The organism is Aliidongia dinghuensis, from assembly GCF_014643535.1.
Lineage (GTDB): Bacteria > Pseudomonadota > Alphaproteobacteria > ATCC43930 > CGMCC-115725 > Aliidongia > Aliidongia dinghuensis.
In genome coordinates this window covers 61,852-74,237 of sequence record NZ_BMJQ01000008.1, presented here as the reverse complement: position 1 = coordinate 74,237, position 12,386 = coordinate 61,852, and the positions used below count along the sequence as shown (strand labels likewise).

Below are 12,386 nucleotides of genomic sequence, written 5' to 3'. Positions count from 1 at the left end.
AGCAATTTTGAGCGCCGCGACCGATTCCACCGCCGCTTCCCCTTGGCGTCACCGCTGGTTCTTCGTCTGCCCGGTCGACCGGCTGGCCGAAGATGAATGCCATGTCACGGTCGACCTGCCCGACCTGTCGATCACCCTGCAGAACGACCGCGGCACGCTCGTGGGATTCCGCAACGTCTGCTCGCACCTGGCGCTGGCACTCCGGCCGGCCGGCTATGGCCAGGGACCGCTGCGCTGTCAGCACCACGACTGGACCTACAACGGCGAGGGCATCCCAGTCGGCATTCCCGACGGCGACGAGGAAGCGAGCCTCGACCTGGCCGGGCGCCGCAGCCTGGCGCTCCGTCCGATCGGCGTCGCCCAGATCGAAGGGGCGATCTTCGCCCGCGCCGATGACGATGGCAGCCTGCCGGACGCGCAATGGCTCGAGAACGCCGAGCTCGCGGGCGCCACCCAGCGCCTGGCGATCGAGCGGGAATTGCCGGCCGGCGCCCCGCCGCCGGCCGACGGCCCCACGCTCGGCAACCTGTCGATCGACCTCATGGGCGACTTCGCGCTCCTGGGCTGGGTCGTGCCGCACGGCCCCGACAGGATCCGCGCGACCGTCGCGCTCTATGCGCTCGCCGGGGCGCCCGATGAGATTCCGGCCGAGACCCGCGCCCGCTACGACCGGGCGGCGCAAGGACTGGCCCAGGCTGCGGGCTGACCCGCCCGGCAGGGTCCATTAACAGGCGCCTGCCCGGCCGCCCGTTAATGGACCCTGCACCGTCAAAGTGTCATGATCGAGCGTATGAAACCCGCGGGAGACGGGTCCCGGAGCCGCATGAACCACGACGCCACAAAGCACGAATCGGGCGAGATCATTGGCACCCATTGGCCCGTGTTGGCCGACCTGCCGCCGCTCGAGATGCTCGCCCCCCGGACCCTGGCCGCGCTCACCCCGGAACTGCCCTGGTTCAATCTGCCCGGCGGCCGGGCCCTGTTCGATCAGGGCGAGCCGGCCGACGCGCTCTATATCGTCGTGTCGGGCACGCTGGGCGTGGTCGTCTCGACGCCGGACGGCGGCCAGCAGCTGATCGCGACGATCCGCTCCGGAGAGACGATCGGCGAGATGGCGCTGATTACGGGTGCGCCCCACAGCGCCACGATCGTGGCGCTGCGCGACAGCGAGCTCGTGATCATGCCGCGCGAGATCTTCGACCGGCTGATCGCGGAAGAGCCGAAGTTCCTCACCTGGCTCAACCGGCTGCTCGTCGACCGCCTGCACCGCACGACGCTCCGGACCGCGTCAGCCGCACCCAACGCCGCCGTGGCGGTCGTGCCGATCGACCGTTCCGTGCCGATGGAAGAGCTGATGGGGGCGCTCATCGATCGGCTGCGCCGGACCGGCAAACGGGTCCATCGCTTCGGGGACGACATGTCGGGCCAGCCGATCGAATGGTACGACGAGATCGAGCGCTGCCACGACCTCGTGCTCTACGAGGCGAGGCCCGCCGAGCCCGAGCTCGACGGCTGGAGCCGGTTCTGCCTGCGCCAGGCCGACCGCATCATGCTGGTTGGCCGGCCCTTGAGCCGCATTCCCGATCCGCTGCCGATGGCGCCGATCGACAAGGGCGGCCGCATCCTGCCGATCGAACTGGTGCTGATCGAGCCGGACCGCGCCGGGCGGCGCGCCCATCCGCCGCGTGAGCCGGAGCGCTTCACCGCGATCCATCACATCCGCCTGCATGAGGACGGCGACATCCGGCGCCTGGCGCGGCACATGGCCGGCCTCGCGGTCGGACTGGTGCTGGCCGGCGGTGCCGCACGCGGCTTCGCCCATATCGGCGCCATCCGGGCGCTGCGCGAAGTCGGCGTGCCGATCGACCGCATCGGCGGCGCCAGCATGGGTGCCATCGTCGGTGCCTGCGTCGCGGCCGACTGGGACGATGACGAGATCGCCGACCGCATGCACACCGCGTTCGTCAGGAGCAACCCGCTCGATGATTACAACGTGCCCTGGGTCTCGCTCTTCCGCGGCAAGTCGGTCGACCGCCTGCTCCAGGCTGCGTTCGGCGACACGGTCATCGAAGGCCTGTGGCGGCCGTTCTACGCCGTCTCGACCAACCTCACCCGCGGCGGCATGTGCGTGCATCGTGCGGGCCCCTTGTGGGAAGCACTCCGCGCCAGCGTCGCGATCCCGGGCGTGCTGCCGCCCGTGCTGCACGACGGCGAGGTGCTCGTCGACGGCGGCGTCATCGACAATTTCCCGGTCGACATCATGGCGGCGGAGCGCAAGGGACCGATCGTCGGCATCGACGTGGCCGGCGACCGGGCGCTCATGCCGGGTAGCGAGGTGCCGCTCAACCGGCATGGCGTCATCGGCTGGTTCCGGCCCGACACGAGCCCGCTGCCCGGCATCGTCAGCATCCTGATGCGCGCCGGCACGGTGAGCTCGCAGCTGCAGACGAGCATCGCCAAGACGCAGACGGCGCTCCTGATCGAGCCCGAGCTGACCGAGGTGCCGCTGCTAGATTGGCAATCTTTCGACCGCGCCGTCGAAGCGGGCTATCGGCAGACGCGGAAAGTGCTGGAGCAGGCAAACCTGTCGGCGCTCGGGCTCGCCTGAGCCATCGCGGATTTAAATCCTCTGGTACTCGGGCACGCACTTGCCCATATTCCTCTCGCGGCCAAGGGGTGGCGCGACACGCCCCTTCGTTCAACCGCTCAGCCGCCGTCCGGATCGCCCGTCAGGGGTGCCGCGGCGGATCTCTCGGAGAGAGCCCGACATGTCGTTTCTTCGCAGATTTATCGCTTCGGCGCTGGCGCTGGCGCTCGCCGTTGCCCCTGTCGTCGCCGACGCGCGCGCCGGCGCCTCGTCGATGGGCGGCAGGTCCAGCTATTCGAGCATGGGCAGCCGCGGCACCCGGACCTATGCCCCGATACCGGGTGCCCAGTCCATGCAGCGCAGCCTGACCCCGCAAGACGGCCCATCCGGTCTCACCGGACCGGCAGCACCCCTCGGCCCGAGTGCCACAACTGGCTATGGCGGCTACGGCTCCAGCTATGGCTATGCCCAGCCGAGCTTCGCCCAGCGCCACCCGTTCGTGACCGGTGTCTTGGGCGGCCTCGCCGGCTCCTGGCTCGGCGGCCTGTTCTTCGGCCATCCGGGCTATGGCTACGGCTACGGCGGCATGGGCCATGCCGGCGGCGCCGTCGGCTCGTTCCTCATGCTGCTGGTACTGATGGGTGTCGGCTGGGCGGTGTTCCGGGCGCTTCGCCACGGCATCGCCGATTTCGCGCTGATGGGCCGGCCCAGCGCCTACGCGGCTGGCGGCTTCGCCCCGGCTGGCGGCGGCCGCCCGCCGCAGACCGGCCTCATGTTGACCGATGGCGACTTCCAGATCTTCGGCGATGCGCTCAACCAGGTGCAGGCGGCCTGGAGCAACGGCGATCTCGCCCACCTGCAGCGCTACGTGACGCCGGAGATGCTGAGCTACTTCTCCGAGCAGCTCGCCAACAACCAGAGCCAATGCCTGCAGAACCGCGTCCACCATGTGGTGTTGCTGCGCGGCGAGCCGCGCGAGGCCTGGGCCGAAGGCGTCATCGAATATGCCACGGTCTCTCTGCGCTGGAGCGCCGTCGACTATACCGTCCGGACCGACCGGCGGCCGACCGATCCCGACTTCGTGGCTGAGGGCGATCCGCGCCGGCCGGTCGAGGCCGACGAGATCTGGACGTTCCGCCGTACGCAGGGCGGCCGCTGGCTGCTCTCGGCGATCCAGCAGGTCTGACGGCCCGCGCCCCAACCTCGCCGCCGCAATCCCGGCGCCCGACGACACTCATGCTGCGCCGTCGGGCGCCTCTTCCGCCTTGAGCCCGGCAAGCACGATGGCACCCGCCCGTGCCAGATGCTCGTGCAGTACAAGGCGCGCCATCTCGGCATCGCGCGCGCGGCATGCGGCCACGATGCGGCGATGGTCGTCGAGCCATGCCTCCGTATGGGCGGGCAGCGCCTCGTAGGCCGTCCAGTAGCGGTCGACCGTGCCGCGGAGTGCTGCGATCATGGCCGATTGCCGGGGATGACCGGCCGGCTCGTATAGAGCGGCATGGAATGCGCCGTCGAGCTCCGCCCAGTCCGGGTCGCCCCTGTCCGAATCGATGGCCCCCCGTTCGGCCCGATCCATCGTCAGCTCGATACGCTTCAGGTCGGCATCGGTCATCCGCCGCACGGCGCGCGCGAGTGCGTCACCCTCCAGCAGACGGCGCAGGTGATAGATCTCGCGCACCTCGTCGGCCGTGAAGCGCGTCACCACGGCGCCGCGGTTGGGATAGACCGCGACCAGCCCCTCGCCCTCCAGGCGCAGCAGCGCCTCGCGCACCGGAATCCGGCTGACGCCGAAGCGGTTGGCGAGTTCCTCCTGCGGCAGCGGCTGGCCGCCGGCCAGCACGCCGCGACGGATTTCCTCGCGCAGCTCGTCGGCAATGAGGTCCGGCGTGGTGCGATAGCGCTGCACCCGGTGACGGGTAGATTCGAGCTTGGCCTGTTTCATGAATGCATGATAGCATGTATACAATATTGGTCAAGCAGTTGAAGGAACGAGATAAATGGCGGGAAAGACCCATCGCTACAGCTTGGCTGTCACCTGGACCGGCAATCGCGGCGTCGGCACGGCCGACTATCGCGCCTACGAGCGCAGCCACGAGATCTCGGCGCCCGGCAAGCCCACGATCCCCGGCTCGTCCGACCCCGCGTTCCGCGGCGACCCGGCGCGCTGGAACCCGGAGGAGATGCTGGTCGCCGCCGTCTCGACCTGCCATCAGCTGTGGTATCTGCACCTCGCATCCGCCGCCGGCATCCGGGTCGTCGGCTACGAGGACCAGCCGGTCGGCGAGATGGCGGAGACGACGGACGGCGGCGGCCATTTCACCGGCGTCACCCTGCATCCGCGCGTCACCATCGCCCCCGGCGCCGACATTGCCCGTGCCGAGGCGCTGCACCATGACGCCCATGCGCTGTGCTTCATCGCCAACTCGGTCAAGTTCGAGATCGGCTGCATCCCGGAGACACGCGTCGAGGGCTGAACCGGCCGCGCAACGCTGCTTCGATCCACGATCGACCCAACGAGAAGATTCCATTAGGAACCTCGGCCCTATCCTCGTCTTCCAAGCATTCTTCGGAAAGCGAGTGCCGGCCCATGCGTGCCTGGTTCGTCCTCTTAATCCTCGTCTGCGGCCTGTTCCACGGGTCTGCCGCCCGGGCGGCGGATCCGTCTTGGACCGCCGACGAGCAGGCGGTCGCTGCCGCGGACGAAGCCTTCTTCGCCGCCGCTGAAGCCCGGCATGGCCAAGCCTGGGCCGAGTTCGCCGACGAGACGGCCACGGTCCAGGGCGGCCACGGCAAGGCCGAGATCGGCCAGAAGCTCGACAAGCTCTATGCGCGGCCGGGCTTCAGCCTGACCTGGCACCCGAACTACGCCAAGGTCGTGGGCGACATCGGCGTGACGAGCGGGCCGTACGAAATGCACCGGCAGAACGCCGACGGTCACGACCAGCGGTCGACCGGCCGATACGTCACGGTGTGGCAGCGGCAATCGGACGGGCAATGGCGCTTCGTCTGGGACGGCGGGACAGAGGACAGATGATCCCTTCCACCGACCCAGGGTTCCCCGGGCTCGAGACCGAGCCCAGCCGCGTGCTGCTCGATCACTGGCTGACCGTCCGCGGCGACGCGCCCATGCCCAAGCGCGCCGCCATCGATCCGGGCGCGCTTAAGCGGGTTCTGCCGCATATCTTCATGCTGAACATGATCGACGCCGAGACGGCGACCTACCGCCTGGTCGGCACCGCCCATCGGGCCCGCTGGGGCGTCGAAATGACCGGCCTCGTCTGGGGCCAGTTCCTGGATCCAGCCCTGCGCGTAACACGCACTCGCCGGCTATGGCGCGCTGTCGACCAGCCGTGCGGCTTCGTCGCGCGCTACGACATGGTCTTCACCTCCGGCGCCCATGACCCGGTCGAAACCCTGCTGCTGCCGCTCCGGCCCAATGATCCATCGGCCTGCCCGATCATGATCGGCGCCAACCACTCGCGCCGTCAGGCAGAATGGATCAGTCAGGCGGGCTTCATCGCCGCGCGCACGGCCGAGCAGGTCCGCTTCCTCGATCTCGGATGGGGCGCACCCTCGATGTAGGGACCCTCGATCTTAAGACTGGGCTATCAGTGCGTCTCGGTGCGGTCGAAGCAGGCGCCGATACTGCCGAGCCCGACCAGGAACGCGCCGATGGCACCGCCGATCCCCGCGTAATAACCGGCACCGCCCTCCGCCCGCGCCGCCACGAACAGGCAGGCGATGCCGAACAGGCCGAGCAGCGGCAGTCCGACCCAGAGCGTGTTGAAATCATCGATCAGCAGGTCGCCGAGGCCGAGCGGCGGCAAGCCGTCGAAATGCCGCTTGATCTCCAGGAACAGGAGGAGGCAGCCGACGATGAAGACGCCGATTCCGCAGGCATAGGCCGCGGCATCCGTCGACGCCGCCGCGCCATAGAGGCCAAGGATGCCGACCACGGCGATGACCGCCCGCCTGATCGCCACGCGCACGCCCTGCCAGAACGCCTGATTGATCGCCGGTTCCGTGGCCCCATCCACCATGCCGCCCTCCGCCTTTCGACGCTTGTTTGGCACCAACTATAGCATGCCGATCAGGGACTTGCGCCGGTTCGCACAAGATGCCAGGTGCGGGGTTACGTTGCACGCCGCGCAACCATCCCCGCGGCGATTGCAAAATAAATCCTGGAGATTTCGGGGATGAACCTCCCCCGTGACCTCGTTTCATCAAGGAGAGGCCGGCCTGTCAAGGCGGGTCTCCCGGAAACTGGAGGTTAAACTATGCCCGCCGTCCCATCCCGTCGCAACCGAAACTGGAGTCGGTGGATCGCCAACTTCGTGATCTTTGGAGCGATCGCCGGTGTTCTCTCGGCCTGCTATGTCTATCCGGCGCCGCCGCCGCGTCCGCATTACTATTATTACGGCGGGTATTACTACCGCTGACGCGCATTTGCCGCGCGACAGGTTCGGGTTTAGACTCGAACCTGTCACTCCCGCCCTGAGCGTGGCCCCAAGAGCGCGGCCCCATGATCCCATTTCGGAATTTCACGACATTCCTCGTCGGCGGCCTCGCCCTATCGGTGCCGGCGATCGCCTGTGCAGACCCGCTCGATGCGGCGGACGCGGCCTTCCGCGCCGCGGCCTATGGCCGGGCCTGGGCGGCGCCGCTGGGCGAGACGCAACGCTGGACAAATCCCGCCACCGGCCATGCGGGCTCGGTTCAGCCGCTCAAGGAACGGGTCGATCCCGCATCCCGGCAACCGTGCCGCGAAGTGGCGGAGACGCTGGTGAGCGGTGGCCCGGCTGCGGTCGGCTATGCCGTGGGCTGCCGGGCGCAAGACGGCAATTGGCGGATCGTCCAGTCGAGCACGACAGATGCGGCCGCACGGCCGCAAGCCGACGACCCGGCCGCACCGGCCCCGGCCGACGTCACACCCTATGTCGCACCGGCCGATATCGCGGCCGACGGCAGCGGCACCGGCAGCAACGGAACGGGCGACCTCGGCGGCCTGCCGGCCGAAGTCCGCATCCTGGCGCCTTGGCGCGGCGCACCCGGCACGCTACCGCCCCCGCCGCGTTGAGCGGCGGCCCCGGTACGCGTTAGTTCCTGCGATGAAGTCTTAAGACGGTCAGACGACGAGATTGACGACCTGGCCGCGGCCCGTTGCATTGAGCGGCTGCGCACCAGTCTGCTTGGATGCGTTGTTCGACAGGGTATTGGCGTTGTTGTCCGCCGGCTTGAATTGCTGCTTGTTGCCCTGGACCTGGTTGTTTGTGGTCGAGGGTGTGACCGGCCCCTGGCCGACGTTCGAGATGCTCATGCTGACCTCGCCTTCAAGACCGGCCGCGGAAGGCGACTTTGTCGCGGCTGCACCGGTGATCCGGCAGGGATTTATCCCCGAGGAACCGCCGACATATACGCCGACTCGAGGTTAAGAGTCCATGAAGCTCGCGCCCACCGTGCGTCGTCCTATACCGCTCAGAGGCGGCGGCCGGACTGCCGATCGAACAGGTGCAGCCGGTCCGGCGGGAATCCTAACGGCAGGCGCTCGCCGCTCGCGACGGTCGCGATGCCGTTCAACCGCAGCATGAGCGCCGGCCCGCCGGCGCCGAGCGTGCCGTAGACGACCGTGTCGGCACCCAGCAGCTCGACCATCTCGACATGGAGATGGGCCATGGCCTCGCCGTCCGTCGCAAGCACCAGATGCTCCGGCCGGACGCCGAGCGTCACGTCGATGCCAGTCGGAACCGCGACGGGTCCCGTGAGGACAGTGCCGCCGGTGAGCGTGATTCGGCCGCCCTCGCCCACCGTCGCCTCAAGGAAATTCATCGCCGGCGAGCCGATGAAGCCGGCGACGAACAGGCTCGCCGGCCGCTCGTAAAGCTCGATCGGCCGGCCGATCTGCTCAGCAACGCCGGCGTTGAGCACGATCAGCCGGTCAGCGAGCGTCATCGCCTCGACCTGGTCGTGGGTGACATAGATCGAGGTCGTGCCGAGCCGCTGCTGCAGACGCTTGATCTCGACGCGCATCTGCACCCGGAGCTTGGCGTCGAGGTTGGAGAGCGGCTCGTCGAACAGGAAGACCTGCGGCTCGCGCACGATGGCGCGGCCCATGGCAACGCGCTGACGCTGGCCACCGGACAATTGCCGCGGCGTCCGTTCCAGGAGCTGGCCCAGCTGCAGGATCTCGGCCGTCCGGTCGACCCGCGTGCGGATCTCGTGTTTCGAGAGGCCGCGGATCCGGAGCCCATAGGCCATGTTCTCGAACACGGTCATGTGCGGATAGAGCGCGTAGTTCTGGAACACCATGGCGATGTCCCGGTCCTTGGGCTCGACCCTGTTCACGACCCGGTCGCCGATCGCGATCGTACCGCCGGTGATGGCTTCGAGGCCCGCCACCATGCGCAAGAGCGTGGACTTGCCGCAGCCGGACGGGCCGACGATGACGATGAACTCGCCGTCGGCAATGGCGCAGTCGATGCCATGGATCACCGGGTTGCCGGCGTAGGATTTGGTGACGGCGGAAAGGGTGACGGTCGCCATGCTCGCTCTCGCTATTTCTCGCTGTCGACCAGGCCCTTGACGAACCAGCGCTGCATCAGCAGCACGACCGCCGCGGGCGGCACCATGGCGAGGATCGCCATCGCCATCACCAGATGCCAGGGCGTGTTGGCATCCACCGTCAGCATGCTTTTGATGCCGACGACGAGGGTGGTCATCGAGGCCGTGTTCGTCACCAGGAGCGGCCAGAGATACTGGTTCCAGCCATAGACGAACAGGATCACGAACAGGGCGGCAAGGTTTGTCGAGCTGAGCGGCAGCAGCACGTCCTTGAGGAAGCGGAGCGGCCCTGCACCGTCAAGCCGCGCCGCCTCGATGAGCTCGTCGGGTACGGTCAGGAAGAATTGGCGGAACAGCAGCGTCGCCGTCGCCGACGCGATGAGCGGGATCGCGAGGCCGCCGTAGCTGTCGATCAGCCCCAGGTTCGCCGTCACCTGGAAGGTCGGCACGATGCGCACCTCGACCGGCAGCATGAGCGTGAGGAAGATCATCCAGAAGCAGACCATGCGGCCGGGGAAGCGGAAGAACACGATCGCGTAGGCCGACAGGAACGAGATCACCATCTTGCCGAGCGCGATCGTGAGCGCCATGACCAGGCTGTTCAGGAGCAGCCGGCCGACCGGCACGCCCGAGAGCTGCGGCATGCCCTGCGTCAGGGCCTCCAGGTAATTCTCGACGAGATGGCCGCCTGGCAGCAGCGACATGTGGCCGGACAGGATCTCCGGCGTCGTGAGCGTCGAGCCGACGAAGGTGACGTAGATCGGAAATCCCACCAGCAGCAGCCCTGCAATGAGGATGAGGTGCGGCAGCCAGGCGAGATGGCCGGAGCGGCTTTCCATCAGTAATGGACCTTGCGCTCGACGTAGCGGAACTGGATCGCGGTCAGGGCGATCACGATCACCATCAGGATGACCGACTGGGCCGACGAGCCGCCCAGGTCGAGCCCGACCATGCCATCGTAATAGACCTTGTAGATCAGGATCTCGGTCGCCTTCGACGGGCCGCCGCCCGTGACCGCGTGGATGACGCCGAAGGTCTCGAAGAAGGCGTAGACCACATCGACCACGAACAGGAAAAAGGTGGTCGGCGACAGGAGCGGCAGCACGACGGTGCGGAAGCGATGGAAGCCACCGGCGCCGTCGATCGATGCCGCTTCCAAGAGCGATTTCGGGATCGCCTGCAGGCCGGCGAGGAAGAACAGGAAATTGTAGCTGAGCTGCTTCCACGCCGCGGCGACGATGACCAGCAGCAGCGCCTGGTCGCCGTTCAGCACATAGTTCCAGTCGATGCCGAGCCAGCGGAGCATGTTCGCGACGATGCCGATGCCCGGCGCGAACAGGAACAGCCAGAGCACGCCTGCGATCGCCGGTGCGACCGCATAGGGCAGCATGAGCGCCGTCTTGTAGACGGCGGCGAAGCGCACGACCCGGTCGGCCATGACCGCGAGCAGCAGCGCCGGCAGCATGGCCAGCAGCGTCACCGAGACCGAGAAGACCGCGGTGACGCCCAGGCTGTGCAGATAGGCCGGATCGGCGAACACGGCCCGGAAATTGTCGAGCCCGACGAACTCGGTCGAGAGCCCGAACGCGTCCTGGGCTTGCGTCGAGAAATAGACCGCCTCGGCCGCCGGCCAGAAGAAGAAGACGAGCGTCACGGCAAGCTGCGGCGCCACCAGGAGCATGGGTAGCAGCTTGCCGTCGAACACCACGCGACGCTGCATGGTTGACGCTTTTACCGGCGAAGAATGCTTAGGACGCGGTCTTCTGGAACTGGCGCAGCAGCACGTCGCCGCGGCTGACGGCGCTATCGAGCGCTTCCTTCGGCGTCTTGGTGCCGTTCAAGGCCGCCTCGACCTCCTCGGCGACGATGTCGCGGATCTGCGGCAGGTTGCCGAGGCGCAAGCCCTTCGAATTCTCGGTCGGCGCCTTGTTGGTCAGCTCCTTGATCGCGACGTCGAAGCCCGGCGTCTTGTCGTAGAAGCCTTCCTTCCCGGTCTCCTCGAACGCGGCCTTGGTGATCGGCAGGTAGCCGGTCTGCTCGTGCCAGCGCACCTGGATCGGCGTCTGGCTCAAGAACGAGAGGAACTTGGCGACGCCCTTGTATTCCGCGGGCTTCTTGCCGCCCATCACCCAGAGGCTGGCACCGCCGATGATCGTGTTCTGCGGCGCGCCGGCGACGTCCGGGTAATAGGGCAGCGGCGCCACGCCGAAGTCGAACTTGGCGTTGGCCTTGAACACGCCATAGCCGCCCGACGAGGTTTGGATCATGGCACACTCGCCGGAGACGAACTTCGCCTCGGGCTCCGTCGTGCGGCCGGCGTAGTCGAAACTCTTGTCCTTGGCAGCATTGACCAGGTCCTGCAGGTGCTTCACCTGCAGCGGCCCGTTGATCTCGAGCTTGGTATCGGTGCCGCCGATACCGTTCTCGTCGGTCGCGATCGGCTTGTTGTGCCAGGCGCTGAACACCTCGAGCTGGGTCCAGGCCATCCAGCCGATGGTGAAGCCGCAGGCGCTGCCGCCGGCCTTGAGCTTCTTCGCATCGTCGAAGAATTCCGGCCAGGTCTTGGGCGGCGCGTTCGGGTCGAGGCCCGCCTTCTTGAAGGCGTCCTTGTTGATGTACATGACCGGGGTCGAGCTGTTGAACGGGAAGGACAGCATCTTGCCGTCCTTCGTCGAGTAATAGCCCGTTATCGCCGGCAGGTAGGACTGCGGGTCGAACTTCTCGCCCGCGTCGGCCATCACCTGATAGACCGGCTTCACGGCACCCTTGGCCGCCATCATCGTCGCGGTGCCGACCTCGAACACCTGGAGGATGGCCGGCGCCTGGCCGGCGCGGAACGCGGCGATGCCGGCATTGAGCGCGTCTGCATAGCCGCCCTTGAACACGGGGACGACCTTGTAGTCGGGCTGGCTCTTGTTGAACTCGTCGGCGAACTGGTTGACGAGCTCGCCATTCTTGCCGGCCATGGCGTGCCACCACTGGATCTCGACCGGATCGGCATGGGCCGGCACGGCGAGTGCCGTCGTCGAGAGTGCCGCGGTGGCGAGCGCGAGCGTGCGAACGGACAGCATGGGTTTCCCCTCCCCCAGGAAAGAACTTCGAAAGCGCTTGGACTACGCTCTTATCGCGCGAGACATTGCCGTTTCATGACGATCTTGTGAAGCATCGAATGTCGCGCGGAGCCCGTCGCACGCTCGCGGATTTTGCGCTATCACGGAAGCGATGTGGCCCTCCCGCC

Annotated in this window: 14 protein-coding genes; 7 read left to right on the top strand and 7 right to left on the bottom strand. The window is 67.5% G+C overall.

Translation table 11 applies throughout. The features are described 5' to 3' along the window. Nucleotides 1-7 precede the first annotated feature (7 nt). From IEY58_RS16000 to IEY58_RS15990, 3 genes are all read left to right on the top strand, one after another. Nucleotides 8-706, top strand: a complete 699-nt coding sequence (locus IEY58_RS16000) for a Rieske 2Fe-2S domain-containing protein (protein ID WP_189047527.1) — start codon at nucleotides 8-10, stop codon at nucleotides 704-706. Nucleotides 707-823: 117 nt separating this feature from the next. Continuing rightward, nucleotides 824-2,608, top strand: a complete 1,785-nt coding sequence (locus IEY58_RS15995; protein WP_189047525.1) for a patatin-like phospholipase family protein — start codon at nucleotides 824-826, stop codon at nucleotides 2,606-2,608. 160 nt (nucleotides 2,609-2,768) lie between these two features. Next, nucleotides 2,769-3,773, top strand: coding sequence for a TIM44-like domain-containing protein (locus IEY58_RS15990; RefSeq protein WP_189047523.1), 1,005 nt, complete (start codon nucleotides 2,769-2,771; stop codon nucleotides 3,771-3,773). 48 nt (nucleotides 3,774-3,821) lie between these two features. On the opposite strand, the gene IEY58_RS15985 is transcribed toward IEY58_RS15990, so the two are convergent. Further along, nucleotides 3,822-4,532: a GntR family transcriptional regulator gene (locus tag IEY58_RS15985; protein ID WP_189047521.1), complete on the bottom strand. Its 711-nt coding sequence runs from the start codon at nucleotides 4,530-4,532 to the stop codon at nucleotides 3,822-3,824. A 55-nt stretch (nucleotides 4,533-4,587) separates the two neighbouring features. Here IEY58_RS15985 and IEY58_RS15980 point away from each other — a divergent pair, with 55 nt between their 5' ends. The 3 genes from IEY58_RS15980 (at nucleotide 4,588) to IEY58_RS15970 (ending at nucleotide 6,172) form a co-directional block, all read left to right on the top strand. After that, on the top strand, nucleotides 4,588-5,064 hold the full coding sequence (locus IEY58_RS15980) for an OsmC family protein (protein WP_189047519.1): 477 nt from the start codon (nucleotides 4,588-4,590) through the stop codon (nucleotides 5,062-5,064). A 113-nt stretch (nucleotides 5,065-5,177) separates the two neighbouring features. Then, the gene (locus tag IEY58_RS15975) at nucleotides 5,178-5,624 is read left to right on the top strand and encodes a YybH family protein (RefSeq protein ID WP_189047517.1); all 447 of its coding nucleotides are present in this window, start codon (nucleotides 5,178-5,180) and stop codon (nucleotides 5,622-5,624) included. Continuing rightward, nucleotides 5,621-6,172, top strand: coding sequence for a PAS domain-containing protein (locus IEY58_RS15970; protein ID WP_189047515.1), 552 nt, complete (start codon nucleotides 5,621-5,623; stop codon nucleotides 6,170-6,172). Before IEY58_RS15975 ends, IEY58_RS15970 begins: the two co-directional genes overlap by 4 nt. Nucleotides 6,173-6,198: 26 nt before the next feature. On the opposite strand, the gene IEY58_RS15965 is transcribed toward IEY58_RS15970, so the two are convergent. Further along, nucleotides 6,199-6,630, bottom strand: a complete 432-nt coding sequence (locus tag IEY58_RS15965; RefSeq protein ID WP_189047513.1) for a hypothetical protein — start codon at nucleotides 6,628-6,630, stop codon at nucleotides 6,199-6,201. 482 nt (nucleotides 6,631-7,112) lie between these two features. Here IEY58_RS15965 and IEY58_RS15960 point away from each other — a divergent pair, with 482 nt between their 5' ends. Continuing rightward, the gene (locus IEY58_RS15960; RefSeq protein WP_189047511.1) at nucleotides 7,113-7,667 is read left to right on the top strand and encodes an RT0821/Lpp0805 family surface protein; all 555 of its coding nucleotides are present in this window, start codon (nucleotides 7,113-7,115) and stop codon (nucleotides 7,665-7,667) included. Nucleotides 7,668-7,715: 48 nt separating this feature from the next. On the opposite strand, the gene IEY58_RS15955 is transcribed toward IEY58_RS15960, so the two are convergent. From IEY58_RS15955 to ugpB, 5 genes are all read right to left on the bottom strand, one after another. Next, the gene (locus IEY58_RS15955; RefSeq protein WP_189047509.1) at nucleotides 7,716-7,907 is read right to left on the bottom strand and encodes a hypothetical protein; all 192 of its coding nucleotides are present in this window, start codon (nucleotides 7,905-7,907) and stop codon (nucleotides 7,716-7,718) included. Between the two features lie 158 nt (nucleotides 7,908-8,065). Beyond that, nucleotides 8,066-9,130 (bottom strand): sn-glycerol-3-phosphate import ATP-binding protein UgpC, encoded by a 1,065-nt coding sequence (locus IEY58_RS15950; RefSeq protein WP_189047507.1) that lies wholly within the window; start codon nucleotides 9,128-9,130, stop codon nucleotides 8,066-8,068. An 11-nt stretch (nucleotides 9,131-9,141) separates the two neighbouring features. Next, complete coding sequence (ugpE, locus tag IEY58_RS15945) at nucleotides 9,142-9,987, bottom strand: sn-glycerol-3-phosphate ABC transporter permease UgpE (RefSeq protein ID WP_189047505.1); 846 nt, start codon at nucleotides 9,985-9,987, stop codon at nucleotides 9,142-9,144. Beyond that, entirely contained in the window at nucleotides 9,987-10,868 is an 882-nt protein-coding gene (gene ugpA, locus IEY58_RS15940) for a sn-glycerol-3-phosphate ABC transporter permease UgpA (protein ID WP_189047503.1), read from the bottom strand. The genes ugpE and ugpA overlap by 1 nt, the downstream gene beginning before the upstream one ends. Nucleotides 10,869-10,896: 28 nt before the next feature. Continuing rightward, nucleotides 10,897-12,219: a sn-glycerol-3-phosphate ABC transporter substrate-binding protein UgpB gene (gene ugpB, locus IEY58_RS15935; RefSeq protein ID WP_189047502.1), complete on the bottom strand. Its 1,323-nt coding sequence runs from the start codon at nucleotides 12,217-12,219 to the stop codon at nucleotides 10,897-10,899. Nucleotides 12,220-12,386: the final 167 nt, after the last annotated feature.